Genomic DNA, 18245 nt, shown 5'->3' on the forward strand with positions numbered 1-18245 from the left:
ATCGTTCATCTTGACGTCGAGGCAATTTCACCAACGGGACACCTCTTCAGGGTTGGCTCGGATCGTGGCCATGGTGGCCACGCATTCGCGAAAGAAGGTTCCATGTCCATCACGCGTCGCTCCCTCCTGGGTGCCACCGCCACGGCAGGCGTCCTCGCCGCCACGGGCCTCCCCGCCTTCGCTGCTCCGGCCATGGGCAGGGGCAAGTCCGCCCTCACCGCAGCCCCGGCCGCCGGCCAGCTCGTCCTGAACACGATCACCGATGACGGCAACGTCGCGCTGCCGCAGGGCTTCAAGGCCTGGCGTGTCGGCACCATCGGCGTCGAGGACCTCCTCGCCGACCGCAACGGCTCCGTCATCGGCAAGACCCCGTCCAACCTCGACGGCACCGGCGCCTTCGACTACGCGGGCGGCGTCCGCCTGGTGCGCAACCACGAGTGCCGCGCGAACTCGTCGGTCCCCGTGCCGCTGGTCGAGGGGACCGTCTACGACGCGGCCGTGCCCACCGGCATGGGCGGCAACACGGTCGTCGAACTGACCGCCAACGGCCAGTTCAAGCAGCAGTGGGTCGCCCTTTCGGGCACGATCCGCAACTGCGCCGGCGGCGAGACCCCGTGGGGCTCCTGGCTGGCCTGCGAGGAGGACACCACGAAGGCCGGCACGACGGTGACGAACCGCGCGGGCCAGTCGTTCACCACCGAGAAGGACCACGGTTACGTCTTCGAGGTGTTCCCCGACGTCGTCGCCAAGCAGATCCCGCTGCCGATCAAGGCCTGGGGCCGCGCTGTCTGGGAGGGTGCCGCCATCGACCCCGACCTGACCAAGGCGTACATCACCGAGGACACCGGCCGTGGCCTGTTCTACCGCTGGACCGCCCCGGAGGGTGAGAAGATCGGCGCCTACATCGCCGAGCAGTTCGGCGAGGACGCTGGGGTCCTCCAGGCCGCCCAGGTCGTGCGCAACGGCGTCCCGCTGGTGCACTACGGCCAGCTGACCGCCGACGATGTCGACAAGGCCTACCCGGTGCGCTGGATCGATGGCGGCGAGGACCGCCAGGCGCAGGTCAAGAACCTCCGCGACCAGTTCCCCGGCGCGACGCAGCACCCGAAGGTCGAGGGCTGCTGGCCCGACGCCGAGGGCCTCTGGATCGCGATCTCCTACACCAACCAGGGCCAGGTCGACTCCTACAAGGCCAGCCATGACATCGACATGACCACCGACAGCGGCATGATCGCCTACTACTCGTTCGCTGACGAGACCATCACCATCAAGGACTACTACGCGACGGGCAACAAGGACGGCGGCGTCGTCCTCGGTGACGACACCGAGGACATCAAGCAGTTCAACGGTCCCGACAACATCACGGTCAACAGCAAGGGCCTGGTCGTCATCACCGAGGACGGGGCCAACCCCTGCTCGCTGCTGGCCATGTCGCACACGAAGAAGTCGGTCGAGTTCGCCCGCGACCTCGCCGCCCGTGGCGAGTGGGCCGGCCCGTGCTTCAACAAGTCCGGCAACATGCTGTTCGCGAGCATCCAGGGTGACTGCACCTACGCGATCACGGGTCCGTTCAACGCGATCCTCTGATCTGGTCCACCCCCGACGGCACCGACAGCCGGCGTCCCCCACGGGATGCCGGCTGTCGCCCTTCCCGGCACCTGCAGGATCAGGTGCCGCGCTCCTGGGCCGCCTTCGGGTTGACGAAGTAGCTGTCATCCATCGCCGGGTCCGGAGCGACCGGGACGAACTGGCGACGCAGGTGCTCAGCCACCCACTCGCGGCCCTCCACGGCGTCGCGGGCGGCGTTGACCTGGTCGCACTGGTCCTGGTTGAGGTAGAACTCGATCGCCATGACGGCCCGGTTGGCGCGGTCGAACGCCTCCAACTCCTCCCCCTCGGCCGAGCGCGCGACGAGCCGGTCGACGGCGCGCTGGACGGTCTCGCGGCGCATCCGCCGCTTCAGCTTGGGCAGCAAGTCGATCTTGCCGTCCTCGCTGACGATGATCACCATGGCCCCGCGTCCGGCGCCGGCCAGGTAGCGGATGGCCGAGTTGTAGCGCGCCCCGCGCCCTGAGTCCCCCGTGCCGGTCGCGACCCCGTCCAGGATGACGCCCACGGCGTGGACGCGGCCGTCCGGGCTGACGAGCACCGCGCCATCGATGCCGGTGGCGGCGGTCAGCACGCGCCCGGCGAGGCGGCCGGGGGCGATCTTGTGCGCCTGCGGCAGGAGGCGGTCCGCCTCGGCCGCGGCGTCCGGGTGCACGACGAGCATGGTGCCGTGGGACTGCCGGGCGCACGCGACGGCCATCTCCCACAGGTGGCGGGCGTTGCGCGCGCTGGCTTCGGGGAACACCAGGTCGACGGTGTGGGTGAACTCATCCTCGTCGAGGCGCTCGCGCGGGAGTTGCGGCAGCCCGTTGTCCATGCGCACCAACGGCGTGTGCTGGTGCCAGAGCTCCCAGGAGCCGTTGCCGCTGATCGTGGCGGTGAACACGTAGTCGGAGTCGGCGGCGTATGTGTCGGCGAGCGTGCCCAGCCCGTACACCTCGCGGCCGTCGCAGAGCAGGTGCAGGTCGGCGGTCGACATCTCGAGCACCTTGCGGAACGACCGCGTCAGCGCCACAGGCACCGGGTGCTCCAGGGCGATCTCGACGGCCAAGTCAGGATGACCCTGGTGGGCCAGCAGGATGGAGCCGGTACCGGCGCGCCCCTCGTACGGCTGCGCCGACACGGCGTCCAGGGCGTGGCGGACGCCGTGCGCGAGCTCCTGCCCGGAGCGATGGGCCAAGGATGAAACGAAGACGTCCGCCGCGGCCCGCAGGACGGCGTCCGGGTCGACGTGGAGACGTGTGCCCGGAACGCGGCGGTCGAGCTCGCGGCTCGCGGCGTCCAGCACGCCGGTGACGCACGCCTCGGGGAAGCTGCGCGGGGAGGCGTCACCCGCCGGCGTCCGGCGCAGGCGCGCGAGGTCGCTCCAGGGGTCGGCATGGATGGCGAGCACGGGGACGACGATCCAGTCCCCGACCGGGACACCGATGCCGGCGAAGTACTGGCGTCCCTCGGTACGGGCTGCTTCCGCGAGCTTCCCGGCCATCACCTCGCGGCGGACCTGGGACTCCGCCGCGGCCAGCGCGGCCTCGTCGTCGCCGGCCTCGCGGCGGGCCTTGGAGCGGAGGAACTTCTGGTGGGCACGCTCCAGCGAATCGGCCAGCACCGCACGATCGAAGTGACCACGCGCGGGCTCGACCGTCACCTGCCCGTTGTCACGGAACCCGATGAGGTAGGCACGCGGGTCGATGTTGGCCCCGGCCCGGTCGAGGACCTCGTTCGCCAACTGCTCCAGGGACCACCGGAACCCGGCCTGGTGCTCCCACATCTCCGCCACCTGCGAATCGTGACAGGCCGGCGGCGTCTGCGCTAGTCAGACTGCACGTCGGCCCGTCACGCGGGCTGATCAGGCGTAGAAGCGGTTCAGGAACGTGGCCACGACGGCCGGACGCTGCTCGCCCTCGATCTCGATCGTGGCGTCGGCGACGAGGTGGATGCCGTTGCCCTTGACCTCGGAGGCCTCCTTGATCGTGACGACGAGGCGGATGCGCGACCCGACCTTCACCGGGCTGGTGAAGCGGACCTTGTCCAGGCCGTAGTTCACCTTGGTGGTGACGCCGGTGACGTCGAACAGCTCGCTCCACATCGGCACGAGCAGGCTGAGGGTGAGGAAGCCGTGTGCGATCGGCGCGCCGAACGGGCCGGACGCCGCACGCTCGGGATCGACGTGGATCCACTGGTGGTCGTCGGTGGCGTCCGCGAACGTGTTGATGCGGTCCTGGGTGACCTCGATCCACTCGGACGGGCCGAGGGTGGTTCCGACGACGGACTGGACATCGGCGAAGTCGACGACGGTCTGGGCCATGGTGGTGCTCCTTTGTTCGTGGGGTTCGTTGTTCGTGTGGTTCGTGGGTGGTGCGGGCTCAGACGAAGGCGCCCTTGCCGGTGAGCGCACGCCCGACGACGAGCGCGTTGATCTCGTGGGTGCCCTCGTAGGAGTAGACGGCCTCGGCGTCCGCGTGGAAGCGCGCGACATCGGTGTCGAGCGTGATGCCGTTGCCGCCGACGACCTCGCGGGCCAGCGCGACGGTTTCGCGCATGTGCAGCGAGGTCCACATCTTCGCCAGGGCGGAGTCCTCGTCGCGGTACTCGCCGCGCCCCTGCTTGTCGGCCAGCGCGGCCACCATCGACAGCGAGGCCGTGAGGTTGCCGAGCATGCGGGCGAGCTTCTCCTGCACGAGCTGGAAGTGGCCGATCGGGCGTCCGAACTGCTCACGCTCCTTGACGTAGGCCAGGGCCGCCTCGAGGGCACCGGCCTGGACGCCGGTGGCGATCCACGCGACGTCGGAGCGCATGACGCGCAGCATCGCGGCCACGTCGGAGAAGGAGTTCACGTTGCCGAGCCGCTGCGACTCCGGCACGCGCACGCCCTCGAGGGTGATGTGCGCGTTCTGCATCATGCGCAGGGCCGTCTTGCGCTGGATCTTCTCCAGCGTGACGCCGGGGGCCTCGCGGTCGACGAGGAAGCCCTTGACCCGTCCGTCGGCCTCGTCGCGGGCGAACACGACGAGGTACTGGGCCGTGAAGGCGCCGCCGATCCAGCGCTTGGCGCCGTTGATGACCCATGCGTCGCCCTCACGGTGGGCAGAGGTGGCCAGCCCGCCGGCGATGTCGGAGCCGTGGTCGGGCTCGGTGAGGGCGAACACGCCGGTCAGCTCGAAGCTGCGGATCCTCGGATCCCAGGCGGCGAACTGCTCCGGCGTGGCGCCGATGCGGCAGGACGTCCGGAACAGGCCGGCCTGGGCCGTGTAGAAGGTGGCGACCGAGGCGTCCGTGCGGGCCAACTCGAAGATGCGGAACCCGTGGTAGAGCTGGCTGGGGTTCTCGCCCACGGCGTCCGGCTGCATGAGGTTGAGCGCCTTCAAGGGCTCGAGCACTTGGTAGGGGAACTCGCCGGCCTCCCAGTGGTCGTTGACCAGCGGCTTCACCTCGGCGTCCAGCACCGCGCGGAGCTGGCGCAGGACGCCCACCTCCGCCTCGGACAGGCGGTCGGAGATCCCGTAGGGATCACAAATCGCGTACAGGTCGGCGGCCACGTCAGCCCCCCAGGCCGAGCAGTCGGACGGCGTTGTCCTTGAGGATCTTGGGTCGGACCTCGTCGACGAAGGGGGCCTGCTCGAACGCCGCCAGCCACTTGGCGGGCTCGATCAGCGGGTAGTCGGTGCCGAACAGGACGCGGTCACCGAACATGCGGTTCGCGCCCTTGACCAGGGACTCCGGGAAGTACTTCGGCGACCAGCCCGACAGGTCGATCCAGACGTTGGACTTGTGCGTGGCGATCGAATTCGCCTCCTCCTGCCAGGGGACGCTCGGGTGGGCCATGATCACCTGCAGGTCGGGGAAGTCCGCGGCCACGTTGTCGAGCAGCAGGGGGTTGGAGTAGCCCAGCTTGATGCCGTAACCGCCGGGCAGCCCCGCACCCATGCCGTTCTGGCCGGTGTGGAACAGCGCCGGGACCTTGAGCGCCTGCACGGCCTCGTACAGCGGGTAGTACCGCTCGTCGGACGGGTCGAAGCCCTGCACGGAGGGGTGGAACTTGAATCCGCGGACGCCGAAGTCCTCGACGAGGCGCCTGGCCTTGTCGACGGCCTTTTCTCCTTGGCGGGGATCGACCGAGCCGAAGGGGATCAGGACGTCGTTGTTGCGGGCCGCACCCTCGGCGATCTCCTCGGAGCTGACCGGCGGGTGCTTGAGGTTGGTCTCGGCGTCCACGGTGAAGACCACCGCGGCCATGCCCCACTCGCGGTAGCGCTCGGCGATGACGTCGAGCTTGGGCGTCCGGTCGGAGGCCTTGAAGTACTTGGCGGACGCCTCGTTCAGGGCGTCCGGCAGGGAGAGGTGCCCGTGGTCGGAGCACTCGATGTGGACGTGCATGTCGATCGCGGACACGGCTGCGACGTCGACGGCGCATTCGTAACGCATGGTGGGCCTTTCGGTGGGGTGGGTGGCCTCAGCCGGCCTGCGGGGCGGCCTGGAGCTCCTCGGGTAGGGGCGGGAACGTCTCGCCCACGGGGGCGAGCTTGCCCTCGAACAGGCCGGACGCCTCGGCCGACAGCTTCTCGAAGGTCCAGCCGCCGTCGGCGTACTCGGTGACCGTCGGGGTCGGGTGCGAGAACAGCTGGAGGCGGTCGCCGCCGATGCCGATGGCCTGGCCGGTGATGTGCGCGGCGTCGTCCGAGGCGAGCCAGGCGACCAAGGGCGCGACGTCGTCGACGCGGCCGAAGCCGAGGGTCTTGCGGAAGAAGTCGGGCATGGCCTCGCCGCGCTTGTCGGCCTCGACGGCGGCGTTGAAGTACGGCACCGTCTCGGTCATGGCGGTGGCGGCGACCGGGACGACCGTGTTGACCGTGACGCCGGCCTTCTTCATCTCCAAGGCCCACGTGCGGACCATGCCGACGATGCCCGCCTTGGCGGCGGCGTAGTTGGTCTGGCCGAAGTTGCCGTACTGGCCAGTCGGCGAGCCGATCGTGATGATGCGGCCCGGCTGGTTGTGCTCCTTGAAGTGACGGTAGACCTCGCGCACGCAGGTGAAGGTGCCGCGCAGGTGCACGTTGATGACGGTGTCGAAGTCGTCGTCGGTCATCTTCAGGATGGACTTGTCGCGCAGGACGCCGGCGTTCGTGACCAGGATGTCGAGGCGACCGAAGGCGACCAGCGCGCCCTGGATGAGGGCCAGAGCCGTGTCGGTGCTGCCGACCGGGGCCACGACCGCGGTCGCCCGGCCACCGGCCTCGATGATCTTCCGCACGGCCGCGTCGGCGGCGTCCGGGTTGACGTCGTTGATCACGACCGCCGCGCCCTGGCGGGCGAGCTCCGTGGCGTAGGCGAGGCCGAGGCCCTGACCCGAACCGGTGACGATGGCGACCTTGCCGTCAAGTGCTCCCATGGCCTTCTCCCTTGATTGCTCCTGTGTGCTTGAGGTCCATCGCAGCAGTAATCGTTGGAAAAGTCAATGATTGGTTCTAGGAATCGTGACGGATTGTTAGTATTGTGCGAGCAGGACCACCTGAGGAGACCCGATGACAGCCACCCGCCCCGCAGCCGAGAGCGACCGGCTGTTGACGTCTGAGCTCGCGCAGGACCCGGGTTTCCTGTTGGTCCGGGCGCGCAACATCGTCCAGTCCGGGGTGTCGGAGCGTTTGGATGACCTCGACCTGCGGGTGCGCCAGTACTCGGTCCTGACGCTCGCGTGCAGCGGCGAGGCCCCGACCCAGCGTGAACTCGCGCAGTTCCTGCAACTGGATCCGGGTCAGATCGTCTCCCTCATCGACCCCCTCGAGCAGCGCGGGCTCGTCCAGCGCGTGGTCGACGAGAACGACCGCCGCAACAAGCTCATCGTCGCCACCCCCGCCGGACGCGCCCTCCAGCGCAAGGCCAAGGCCCTGTGCGACCAGGCCAACGAGGAATCCCTGGCCGCGCTCTCATCGTCCGAACGGACAGCGCTCCAGCAACTCCTCTTCCGCGTCGCGTTCTGAGCGCCCCCGCCGAGGGCTCGGGTTCGGGACGCCGAGGGCTCGGGTTCGGGACGCCGAGGGCTCGGGTACGGGACGCCGAGGGCTCGTTGACGCCCCCTGTTACTGCGCTCGTGTGACGACTGTGCCCTGGCGCAGAGCCCGCGGGATCTCAGCGACTCGGTCGACGACGGCGATGAGTTCTTCCACGATCTCGTCCTCTGCCGGAGAATCCACCTCAACTGAGTACCGGATCCCGGTGGACGCCCAGGACTCGGAGAAACCTCCGTCGGCACGCACCCTCACGCCGTCGAGCTGAATGCCCAAGCGGGCCGCCTCCCGGTACAGGTCGTTCAGGACGCACGCAGCGACCGACGCGTGGAGAAGGTGCGCCCCGGTGAACGCAATCGACAGGTCCACCCCCTCGGCCGTCCAGCGATGATCGAGATGGACGCCCCCATCAGCGGCAGGCTGACGAAGGCTGCCGGCTGAACACACAACGTCAAAATCCATGAGTCAACGGTGCCTCCACACTGGGGCGACCGCAATCGCCCGGGGAGTCTGGGTGCGTGGGCCGTCTCTGGACACCGGCGCCGGGTAGGGAGAAACGCCCAGACAGGTCCGCCACTTCAGGACAGGCACCGAGGATGAAACCGGCGCGGACGTCCTCACCCGGCGGGTCACTCGAGCGCCCAACTCGACCGCCCAATTCGGCCGCGCCCAGCGCGTCCGCCCGAAAGGGAACGCCGCTCGCCCACGATCGACCGCCTGTTGTCGGCACCGGTCGCGCGCCGGACACTGTGGGAGTGGGCGGGTTCAGTGGTCGGGGCGCTGGTTCGGCACCCGGACGGTCCGAGGGGCGTGTGGTCGTCGGGCGGCTTGGTCGCTTGGTGTGGCTGGACAACCTCAAGGTGGTGCTGATCAGCCTGATCATCGCGATCCACGGCGTGCTCAGCTACTCCAGCGTGGAGGTGTGGACCTACACGGAGCATCGGGAAGTCACGCTGGACCCCGTCGTGGAGGCGGTCCTGTTCTTGGTGGTGGCCCCGTTCGGGTTGTCGATGATCCCGCTGTTGTTCCTGGTGTCCGGGATGCTCACCCCCGGCTCGGTGGAGCGGAAGGGCATCGGGGGGTTCGTCGTCGACCGTCTGATGCGGTTGGGGATCCCGTTCTCGGTGTTCGTTTTCCTGCTCGAGCCCACCTTGGTCCACTGGTTGAGGCGCGGGGTGGGCGCGGCGGAGGGATCGTGGGTCCAGGAGTACCTGAGCGCTGGCCGGATCGATTCTGGACCCTTGTGGTTCGTGGGAGTGTTGTTGGTCTACTCGCTGGCCTACGCCGCCTGGGTGCGATTCCGTGGATTCAGGGGCACACGGACGGCCGGCGCCAGCGTCTCGCTCCCGCGGCTGCTCCTGGTCAGCCTGGGCGTGGCGGCGGCGTCCTTCCTTGTTCGTTTGGCTTATCCGTACGGGTCGGAGGCCGGCCCGAGTGACCTGAACTTCTGGGAGTGGCCGTCGTGTGCGGCCGCCTTCGGGCTCGGGGTGGTGGCCGGACGCCGCGGCTGGCTGGAGGCGGTGCCGTGTCGCCTGTATCGGGGTTGTCGTTGGGTGACCGTGGTCGCCCTGTTGGCGATGGTCGGAGTGCTGTCCGTGGCGGGCTGGACGAATCAGTTCGACCAACTCCTCGGCGGCTGGTCCTGGCTCGCCGTGGCGTTCGCGGTGGCCGAAGGGCCGCTGGTCGTCTGCGGTCCGGTGTGGCTGCTGGGGGTGGCGCAACGGCGCCTCAATGTCCGCCTGCCGGGGGCTGCGGCCCTGCATCGGGCTTGTTACGCCGCGTTCATCGTCCAGGGATTCGTCCTGATCGGGCCATCGGTGGCACTGAGGCCGGCGACCCTTCCCGCCGAGGTCAAGGCCCTGCTCGTGGCGCTGGGAGGGCTCGTGGGTTCGTATGCCCTCGCCTGGCTCTTGGTGCGGTTGCCGGGTGTGCGGCGGGTGTTGTAGCACCAACCCGAGCCCTCGGGCGCACCAACCCGAGCCCTCGGCGACCCCAACCCGAGCCCTCGGCGTCCCCAACCCGGTCCCTCGGCGCTCCGAACCCGAGCCCTCGGCGCTCCGAACCCGAGCCCTCGGCGCGGTAGGGGCGAGCCCTCGGCGAGGGCCCGCCCCCAGGATCAGCTCTTCGCGCCGGCCAGCAGACCGTCGACGTCGGCGGGCTTGTTGACGAAGCCGAACTTGGTCATGAGCTCACCCATGGCCTTGACCTTGTCGGTGCGGACGGGCCCACCGAAGTCCTCGAGGATCATGGTCTTGGCCAGCTCGGGCTTGACCTTCATCTTGTCGACGGCCACCTGGCGCACCTCGTCGGGGTGGGACTGCGAGTAGTCCATGGACTCGTTGATGGCCTTCTTCATGGCGTCGACCAGCGCGGGGTCCGACTTGATGAGGTTGCCGGACGTGAAGTACATCATCGTCGGGTGCCCGTTGACGGTGTCGGCGCCCACGTGGGTGAGGATGCGCGCACCACCCTGCTCGATGATCGACATGAAGGGCTCCGGCGTCCACACGGCGTCGACCTGGCCGGCATTCAGCGCAGCCTCCATGTTCGGGAACGGCAACTCGACGAACTTCACCGCCTTCGGATCGCCACCGTCCTTCGAGACGGCCTCCATCGTGAGCAGGTCACCCATGGAGCGCAGGGTGTTGATCGCGACGGTCTTGCCCGCGAGGTCCTTCGGGGACTTGATGGCGCTGTCCGCCTTGGTGAGGATCGCGTGCGAGCCCTCCTGGGGGTCATAGGTGTAGGACGCGATGACCTGGACGTCGAGACCCTTGTCGCGCGCCTGCAGCAGCGACGGCGGGTTGCCGGTTCCGAACTGCATGGTGCCGGCGACGACGGCCGGGACGAGGGCCGCGCCGCCCTGACCGGTCTCGAGGGTCACCTCGAGGCCCTGGTCCTTGAAGAACCCCTTCTCCATGCCGAGGTGGATGACGGCGGTAGGGGCGATGGGGAGGGCACCCACGGTGACCTTCTTGAGTTCCCCGCCGGCGGCAGCACTGCCCCCGGGAGCGGCCGGGGCACCGGCCTGGGGAGACGAACACGCGGCGAGGGCGATCGCCAAGGAGGCGGCGACTGCCGCGACGGTGAACTTCTTCATGGGTGGTGCCTTTCTTGGTGGTGGAGCGGGAGCTGGAGGTCAGGGGATCAGATGGTGAGGGTGCGCAGGTCGTGCTTGCGGACCTTGCCCGTGGCGGTCCGGGGCAGTTCCTCGATGACGACGATGTCGCGCGGCATCTTGTAGCCGGCGATCCGGGTCTTGAGCTGGGTGCGGATCTCGTCGACACCCGGGGCGTCCGCGCCCGGGACGACGAACGCGCGTCCTGTCTCGCCCCACTTGTCGTCCGGCACGCCGATGACCGCGGCGTCCCGGACGCCGGGGATGTTCATCAGCGCGTTCTCGATCTCGGCGGGGTACACGTTCTCCCCGCCCGAGATGTACATGTCCTTGAGGCGGTCGCGGATGTACAGGTAGCCGTCGGCGTCCATCGACCCGATGTCGCCGCTGTGGTACCAACCCCCCTCGAGCGCGCGCTCGGTGGCCTCGGGGTTGTTCCAGTAGCCCTTCATGACGGCCGGGCCGCGGGCGATGATCTCGCCGCTCTCCCCCGGCTCGACGTCGTCGCCGTTGAGGTCGACGATGCGGTACTCGGCGAAGAAGTGGACGCGCCCGGCCGAGCCGACCTTCGCCAGGCTGTCGCGCGGCTCCAGCATGGTGATGCCCGGGGACGCCTCCGTCATGCCGAAGCCCTGCATCGTGGGGACGCCACGGTCCAGGTAGGTGCGGATCGTCCGCTCCGGCAGGGGCGAGCCGCCCACCATGACCGCGCGCAGCGACGACAGGTCGGACGCCGCGAACTCCGGCGAGTGCGACAGCAGGTCGAGCATGGACGGGACCATGAACGTGCTGGTCACCCGGGAGCGGGCGATCTCGGCGAGGACGGCCTCGGCCTGGAACCCGCGGTGGATGATGATGCGGCCGCCCAGGGTGAACGTCGGCAGGGTCATCATGTTGAGCCCCGCGATGTGGAACAGCGGCGCGACCGCGAGGTGCACCTCGTCCTGGCGGAGGTCCTGCCCGATGAGGGCATTCACGTACTGGTGGAAGAGGTTGCCGTGGGTGAGCATGGCGCCCTTCGGGTTCCCCGTCGTGCCGGAGGTGTACATGATGAGCGCGACGTCGTCCTGCTGCACCGCGACCTCGGGCATCTCGGGGCCGCCGGACTGCAGGAAGGCCTCGAAGGGCTCCCCGGTCGCGCCCTCGTCGACCGCCAGCCACCGCCGCACGTCGAGGCGGGGCGCCAACTCCGCGGCCGCCTCGGCGAGCTGCCCGCCGTACACCACGACGGACGGCGCGCTGTCGCGGAGGATGTACTCGATCTCGGGGGTGCGCAGGCGAGGGTTGATCAGCACGCAGATCGCGCCGATCAGCCCGGACGCGAAGAACGTCTCCAGCACCGCGGGGTGGTTGAAGGAGACGACCGCGACGCGGTCGCCGTGCCGGACGCCGGCGTCCACCAAGGCGTTGGCCAGGCGGTCGACACGCGCGGCGAAGTCGGCGTACGTCGTGGTCGCACCCTCGAACTCGATGCAGACGTCGAGCGGGCGGACGGCTGCGCGTCGCGCAGGCCAGGTCCCGATCCCGAGGTTCATGCTTGCTCCTTTGCTCGCCGCACCGCTTAGACTCGATTACAAAGCACATCGTTGAAGAAGTCAATAGATTTGATTCATAACGGTTACATCGCGGCCGCCGGACGGCTAGCCTCGGAGCATGCACCCGGAGCAGTGGGAGGCCGATGTCGTCCTCGCCGACGGCGGCACTGCCCGCCTGCGTCCCGTGGCGCCCACGGACGTCGCGAAGCTCGTCGCGTTCTACCAACGGGTCTCGGACACGTCCAAGTACCTGCGCTTCATGCAGCCCCACGCAGAACTGACGCAGCAGGAGCTCTGGGACGCCACCCACCCGGACCAGCGCGACCACGTGGTGCTCGTGTTCGAGCTCCGCGACGAGCTCATTGCGGTCGGCCGGTACGACCTCCTGCCGGGCAGGTCCGAGCGCGTGGCGGACGTGGCGTTCCTCGTGAGGGACGACCAGCAGGGACGCGGTGTCGCCCACCTGCTCCTGGAGCACCTCGCTGCCGTCGGGCGTGAGAACGGGATCGTCCGGTTCGTGGCCGAGATGCTCCCCGAGAACCGCCGGATGATCCGCGTCTTCACCGGTGCCGGCTACTCGGTGCGCCCCGAGTTGGTCGACGACCTGGTCATGGTCGACTTCTCGCTGGAACCGACCGAGGACACCCGCCGGCAGGCCCGGAGGCGGACGCTGCGGTCGCAGTCCGCGGCGATCCGGCGCCTGCTCCACCCCGACAGCGTCGCGATCGTCGGGTCGCAGGCAGCCCTGGGGCCGTGGGTGGAGCAGGTCAAGTCGTCGTTCGCCGGCCGCGTGGTCACCCGACTGGCGGAGCCGGAAGACCCACGCACCGCCGGTGAACTCCTGGCCTCGGTGCAGGGTGACGTCGACCTCGTCGTCACCGAGGCCGGGTTCGACCAGCTCGAGGACCTCCTGCGCGAGGCGTCCGCCCACGACGCGAACGCCGTGGTGGCGCTCGCCAACGTCGGGACGCGGCCCTGGGATGCCGACCAGGCGCGCCAGCTGGTCCGGCGAGCGCGGGCGCACGACATCCGGGTGCTGGGTCCGGAGTCGCTGGGCCTCATCTCCACTGATGCGCGGGCGCCCCTCAACCTGACCCCGGCCCGCGGCGTCCGGGCGGGCGGGGTGGCGATCTTCGCCCAGTCGGCCGGGGTCGCGGCCCTGGTCCTGGGACGGGCGCTCGACGTCGGGTTGGGCATCTCCTCGTTCCTGTCGACCGGGCTCTTCGCTGACGTGAGCGGCAACGACGCCCTGCGCCACTGGGGGGCGGACGACGCGACCCGCGTGGTCCTGATGTCGCTGGACACCATCGGCAACCCCCGCACCTTCCACCGCGTGCTGCGGCGGGTCGCCGCCGAGAAGACGGTCGTGCTGTTCGCGCCGGCGCGTGCACTACGGAGCGTCGCTCCGTCGTCGGCCGGGTTGCCGCGCATGCCGGACGAGGCGATCGCCCAGGTCATGCGGCAGACCGGCGCGGTCGTGGTGACCAGGCGTGACACGTTCATCGACGTCGCCCGGATTGCCGCACGGCAACCGGCGCCGCGCGGGGTGCGGGTGGCCGTGGTGTCGAATGCCTCGCGCCTGGCCGACCAGCTGGCGTTGGCATGTGCGCGCTACGGGTTGCGCGCCGCCCACCTCGTGTCCGTCCCCGGGGGGCCCGAGGTCGCCGCCCACCTGGCGGAGGCCGCCCACGCCGAGGCCGCCTCCGGCGAGGTGGACGCCGTGGTCGTGGCCGCGGTCGAGATCGGTGTGCCGGTGCTGGCCGAGGCGCACGCGCGGTTGACCGTCGTCGCCGGAGCGGGGACCGGGGTGCCCGTCCTCCTGGTGACCGTCGGGCTGAACCCACCCACGCTGGAGCGGCCGCCCACGGACGAGGTGGGCTCGCTGCCCCAGTTCGACAACTACGGCGAGGCCCTGGAGGCCCTCGGGCTCCTGGCGCAGGCACAACCGCTGCGCGGTTGGTCCCCGACCCCCGTGCCGTTCGACCACAACGCGGTGGACTCCGTCGTGCACGCCGTGCTGGAGGATGCACCGCAGGGACGCGCGTTCGCCGCTGGCGAACTGGGGCCGCTGCTCGGGGCGATCGACGTGGCGATGGCGCCGGGCGCCTCGGGCGTGCGGGTGAGCGTCCGGGCGATCGAGGACGGGATCCTCGGACCGGCGGTGTCGATGGGGGTCGCGGGCATCCCCGTGGAGGTGTTCGCCGACGTCGCGTGGCGGGTCCCGCCCCTGGACGCCGCCGTCGCGCACGGGATGATGGCCGAGTTGCGCGCCGGCGTCCTGCTGGCGGACGCGGGCGAGCCCGCCGCGGCGGAGCTCGCACACCTCATCGCCCGGGTGGCCGCCCTCAAGGACGCGTTCCCCGAGGTCGTCGAGCTGACCCTGGACGTGCTCGTCGGCCCCGGTGGCGTGACCGTGGCGGACGCCGCGGGCCGGGTCCTGCCCATCCCCCACGAGCGGGACACCCTCGCGCGCCGGGTGGACTCGTGAAGCCGGTCGCCGTCCACTCCCCCGAGCTGCTCGGCTACAGCTTCGGTGATGACCACCCGATGGGTCCGCGCCGGGTCGAGCTGGCCTGGTGGCTGGCCGGGAAGCTCGGCCTGGACGCCGGCGTCCGGCTCGTCGAGGCACCGCCGGCGGACGACGCGTGGCTGCGGCTGGTCCACACGGACGACTACCTCGCCGCCCTCGCGGATGGTCTCCCCCACCCCCACCGCGGCATCGGATCGGACGACAACCCCCTCGTGCCGGGCCTGGCCGCGGTGGCCGCACGCATCGTGTCCGCCACCGTCGAGGCTGCGCGTCAGGTGTGGACGGGCGAGACCTCCCGGGCGGTGAACCTGTCCGGCGGGCTGCACCACGCGCTCCCGGGAGCAACCGCGGGCTTCTGCATCCACAACGACGCGGCGATCGCGATCCGGTGGCTGCTCGACCACGGGGCCGGGCGCGTCGCGTACATCGACCTCGACGCCCACCACGGCGACGGCGTCGAGCGCGTGTTCTGGGACGACCCGCGCGTCCTGACGATCTCGCTGCACGAGTCGGGGTTGCACCTGTTCCCGGGGACCGGGTTCCCCCGGGAGGTCGGCGGCGAGGGAGCGCGCGGCCGTGCTGTCAACGTGTCCTTCCTGCCGAGCACGACGGACACGCCGTGGCTGCACTCGTTCGCCGCGATCGTGCCGCCCCTCGTGGAGGCCTTCGGGCCGGACGTCATCATCAGCCAGCACGGCGCCGATCCCCACCGCGCGGATCCGCTGGCCGACCTCTCCCTGTCCGTGGACGCCATGACCCTGGCCCAACACCTGGTCATCGACCTCGCGGACCGCTTCGCCGGTGGCCACTGGGTCGGCCTGGGTGGCGGCGGCTACAGCCGGGACGCCCTGGGTCGCACGTGGGCTTCCCTGTTGGCCGCCGCGCAGGGCGTCCGGCTGGATCCGCGGACGACCCTGCCGACCGAGTGGGTGGAGATGGCGGACGGCAAGGGCTCGGCCACCCTCGGCGATCCCTGGGCCGAGGCCGACGCTCACTGGACCGACGACGTCCGGACGCACTGGCCCAACGCCTCGATCGTGGCGACGTCGCGGGCGGTGTTCCCGCACTGGGGGCTCGAGCCGTACGGCGGGAGCCGCGATTCGTCAGGACCCGGGAGAGGCCGACCCTGACCAGATCGCGGCTCGACGGCACGACGGGGCGGCCCCGCAGGGCCGCCCCGTCGTGTGGATTGGGACTACAGCTTGATCTTCACCACGCTGCCGCCGCCCTCGATGGGCCCGATCGAACCCAGGGTGACGTAGGCGTAGCCGCCACGGACGGCGACGCCGTACGGCTGGTCGAGCTCACCGGCCACGACGCGGTGCTCGTCGCCCCACGGGGTGATCTCGCGCAGGGAGCCGACCGGCCCCGCAAACAGGCCGTCGGTGGTGAGCTCCACCGCGTAGAGCGTCCCGTCTGCGGCGACGTCCAGCGAGGTGACGTTGGTGAGGCCGGTGGCGTAGGCCGCCGGGTCCTCGCCGGGGACGACCCGCCAGACGGTCGACGAGCCCTTCTCGAACGGGAAGCCGACGAGCTGCGACACGTACCAGGCGCCATCGGCGCCCTTGACGACGTCGGTCGGCACGGCGTCAGCGGGGAACCCCGGGAACGGGAACGCGCCCGTGGTCGGGACCGCGTCGAACTGCGCCAGCGTGGAGCCGTCCTTGCGGGTGGACACGAGCGTGTTGCCGCCGGCGTCGGTGTACACGTAGCCGTTGCCGTGCGCGACGATGCCGGTCGGGTTGCTGTCGGGGTCATCGTCCCAGTCATTCGCCGGGTCGGCCTCGAACTCGAGCGCATCGAACGCCAGCTGCCGGCTGGCCGCACGGTTTCCACGAGCCAGTTCGCCCTCGAGCACGGTGCCCAGCCAGGCCCCCTCGTCGCCGAACGCCTCGCGGAATTCCGGACCCGCACCGAGCCCGATGGTGACGGCGTATTGCTTGGAGGATGTGAAGACGACGTCGAAGGGCCCGAACGACTCCGTCTCCCCGGCCAGCGACGGCAGGCCCGTCACGACCCGCTCGACGCTGCCCTCGGCGACCCTCGCGATGGCGCCGGTGGCGCCCAGGCACGCGAGGCCCGCTGCAGGGTGGTCGTGGCAGTTGCCACCTTCCTCGCCACCCGTTCCCGACTCGGCGACGTAGAGCTGGCCGCCGGGCGCGAACGTCAACTGGCGGGGGCTGTTCAGTCCGGTGGCGACCTCTTCGCAATGGCCGGCGGCGGCAGCAGGGGGACCGCCCAACAGGGCGGCCATCAGCACAACAGAGCCGGCCGCAGCCAGGCGTCGACGGGTCTTGATCGCGTACACGGGTGCCTCCTGGCAAGGCCACCATTGGGTGAGGGTGGCCTTACTGCTGCACCCTAGGTGTACTGGGCCACGACGTTCATGACAGGCGGCTGGTCGGGGGTAGTCCTCCGAGTGCGCTGTGGCGTCTTTGAGTGTTGTAGGTCTCCAGCCAGGGGTCAAGGGCGTCGCGGCGGGCCTGGTTGCTGGTGAACACGTGGCGGTAGGCCCACTCGGTGGTCAGGGTGCGGTTGAAGCGTTCGACCTTGCCGTTCTGCCAGGGGCAGTGGGGTTTGATGAACTTCTGCTTCGCGCCAATGGTCTCGACCGCGTCGATGAACGCTCGACCATGTCGGTAGGCGAACGCGTTGTCGGTCATCACTCGCTCGATGCTGGTGATGCCGTGGGTGGCGAAGTAGGCCGCGGCTCGCAGCAGGAAGCCGGCGCAGGTGTCGACGCGTTCATCGTCGTGGATCTCGCTGTAGGCCAGGCGGGAGTGGTCATCGACCATCGAGTGGACGTAGTCGTAGCCGATCTTGGGCCGCTTGTTCTTGGCGACGATGGTGTCGGAGCGTCCGTGGGCCCGCCAGCCGCCACCGTCGGGGATCTTGCCCAGCTTCTTGACATCCACGTGCACCAGTTCGCCGGGACGTTCGCGTTCGTAGCGGACCGCGGTCTGCTTCGAGGTGCGGATCACCTGGCCGGTCATCGGGTCCAGGCAGGTCAGGGGCGGCATGCCCCGTCGGTGCAGGATCCGGGTCACGGTCCGCGGCGCGAGCCCGAGTTCGGCCGCGATCCAGTCAGGGCCGCGTCGGTGCTCCTGACGGGCGGCCACCACCAGGTCCTCCACCGTGGCTGGTGTCGCGGTCGGGCACGCGTGAGGACGGCTGGACCGGTCATGCAGACCGGCCTCGCCCTCGGCGTCCCAGCGTGCCAGCCAGCGGTGAGCACACTGACGTGAAATCCCCATCGCCTTCGCTGCATGGGCGACCGGCCAGTGCTGGTATCGGACCCGATCGACCAGCAGCTTGCGGCCATGAAAGTTGAGGCGGGCGTTACGGTGGGACACGAGGACCTCCGGGTGTGAGATGTGACCTTCGACAAGCCACACCCCACCCGGGGGTCCTCCCTCACGTCAATACCGACGCGCTGTCACCAACCTCTTGGC

The 18245-nt window shown here is 70.0% G+C and carries 15 protein-coding genes; 5 read left to right on the forward strand and 10 right to left on the reverse strand.

Annotation, left to right across the window (positions count from 1 at the left end; genetic code table 11):
- Positions 1–102: 102 nt before the first annotated feature.
- Complete coding sequence (locus AC5YDV_RS09495) at positions 103–1587, forward strand: alkaline phosphatase PhoX (protein WP_496183246.1); 1485 nt, start codon at positions 103–105, stop codon at positions 1585–1587.
- Between the two features lie 79 nt (positions 1588–1666).
- Here AC5YDV_RS09495 and AC5YDV_RS09500 read toward each other — a convergent pair whose 3' ends face one another.
- The 5 genes from AC5YDV_RS09500 to AC5YDV_RS09520 all read right to left on the reverse strand — a co-directional run bounded on the left by AC5YDV_RS09500 (position 1667) and on the right by AC5YDV_RS09520 (position 6994).
- Complete coding sequence (locus tag AC5YDV_RS09500) at positions 1667–3376, reverse strand: DNA integrity scanning protein DisA nucleotide-binding domain protein (protein WP_496183303.1); 1710 nt, start codon at positions 3374–3376, stop codon at positions 1667–1669.
- A 78-nt stretch (positions 3377–3454) separates the two neighbouring features.
- Positions 3455–3913 carry a MaoC family dehydratase gene (locus tag AC5YDV_RS09505; protein ID WP_496183245.1) on the reverse strand — a complete coding sequence of 153 codons (459 nt, stop codon included), beginning with the start codon at positions 3911–3913 and terminating at the stop codon, positions 3455–3457.
- A 58-nt stretch (positions 3914–3971) separates the two neighbouring features.
- Positions 3972–5144 (reverse strand): acyl-CoA dehydrogenase family protein, encoded by a 1173-nt coding sequence (locus tag AC5YDV_RS09510; RefSeq protein ID WP_496183244.1) that lies wholly within the window; start codon positions 5142–5144, stop codon positions 3972–3974.
- A 1-nt stretch (position 5145) separates the two neighbouring features.
- Complete coding sequence (locus tag AC5YDV_RS09515) at positions 5146–6030, reverse strand: amidohydrolase family protein (protein WP_496183243.1); 885 nt, start codon at positions 6028–6030, stop codon at positions 5146–5148.
- Positions 6031–6058: 28 nt separating this feature from the next.
- Complete coding sequence (locus AC5YDV_RS09520) at positions 6059–6994, reverse strand: SDR family NAD(P)-dependent oxidoreductase (RefSeq protein ID WP_496183242.1); 936 nt, start codon at positions 6992–6994, stop codon at positions 6059–6061.
- A gap of 133 nt (positions 6995–7127) precedes the next feature.
- On the opposite strand from AC5YDV_RS09520, the gene AC5YDV_RS09525 reads away from it, so the two are divergent.
- Positions 7128–7583, forward strand: a complete 456-nt coding sequence (locus AC5YDV_RS09525; RefSeq protein ID WP_496183241.1) for a MarR family winged helix-turn-helix transcriptional regulator — start codon at positions 7128–7130, stop codon at positions 7581–7583.
- A gap of 99 nt (positions 7584–7682) precedes the next feature.
- On the opposite strand, the gene AC5YDV_RS09530 is transcribed toward AC5YDV_RS09525, so the two are convergent.
- Positions 7683–7979, reverse strand: coding sequence for an OsmC family protein (locus AC5YDV_RS09530; RefSeq protein WP_496192473.1), 297 nt, complete (start codon positions 7977–7979; stop codon positions 7683–7685).
- A gap of 470 nt (positions 7980–8449) precedes the next feature.
- On the opposite strand from AC5YDV_RS09530, the gene AC5YDV_RS09535 reads away from it, so the two are divergent.
- On the forward strand, positions 8450–9556 hold the full coding sequence (locus AC5YDV_RS09535) for an acyltransferase family protein (protein ID WP_496183239.1): 1107 nt from the start codon (positions 8450–8452) through the stop codon (positions 9554–9556).
- A 170-nt stretch (positions 9557–9726) separates the two neighbouring features.
- Here the strand turns inward: AC5YDV_RS09535 and AC5YDV_RS09540 are convergent, their stop codons facing one another.
- A complete protein-coding gene (locus tag AC5YDV_RS09540) occupies positions 9727–10710 on the reverse strand; it encodes an ABC transporter substrate-binding protein (RefSeq protein WP_496183238.1) in 984 nt (327 codons plus the stop codon).
- Positions 10711–10757: 47 nt separating this feature from the next.
- On the reverse strand, positions 10758–12263 hold the full coding sequence (locus AC5YDV_RS09545; protein WP_496183237.1) for an acyl-CoA synthetase: 1506 nt from the start codon (positions 12261–12263) through the stop codon (positions 10758–10760).
- Positions 12264–12381: 118 nt separating this feature from the next.
- Between AC5YDV_RS09545 and AC5YDV_RS09550 the strand changes: the two genes are divergently transcribed.
- Together AC5YDV_RS09550 and AC5YDV_RS09555 are read left to right on the forward strand one after the other, a co-directional pair.
- Positions 12382–14751 carry a GNAT family N-acetyltransferase gene (locus AC5YDV_RS09550; protein WP_496183236.1) on the forward strand — a complete coding sequence of 790 codons (2370 nt, stop codon included), beginning with the start codon at positions 12382–12384 and terminating at the stop codon, positions 14749–14751.
- Positions 14748–15923: an acetoin utilization protein AcuC gene (locus AC5YDV_RS09555; protein WP_496183235.1), complete on the forward strand. Its 1176-nt coding sequence runs from the start codon at positions 14748–14750 to the stop codon at positions 15921–15923. The genes AC5YDV_RS09550 and AC5YDV_RS09555 overlap by 4 nt, the downstream gene beginning before the upstream one ends.
- 65 nt (positions 15924–15988) lie before the next feature.
- On the opposite strand, the gene AC5YDV_RS09560 is transcribed toward AC5YDV_RS09555, so the two are convergent.
- Together AC5YDV_RS09560 and AC5YDV_RS09565 are read right to left on the reverse strand one after the other, a co-directional pair.
- Positions 15989–17101: a ScyD/ScyE family protein gene (locus AC5YDV_RS09560; RefSeq protein ID WP_496183234.1), complete on the reverse strand. Its 1113-nt coding sequence runs from the start codon at positions 17099–17101 to the stop codon at positions 15989–15991.
- Between the two features lie 76 nt (positions 17102–17177).
- Complete coding sequence (locus tag AC5YDV_RS09565) at positions 17178–18146, reverse strand: IS481 family transposase (protein WP_496181913.1); 969 nt, start codon at positions 18144–18146, stop codon at positions 17178–17180.
- Positions 18147–18245: the final 99 nt, after the last annotated feature.

The organism is Propioniciclava sp. LT432, from assembly GCF_059515965.1.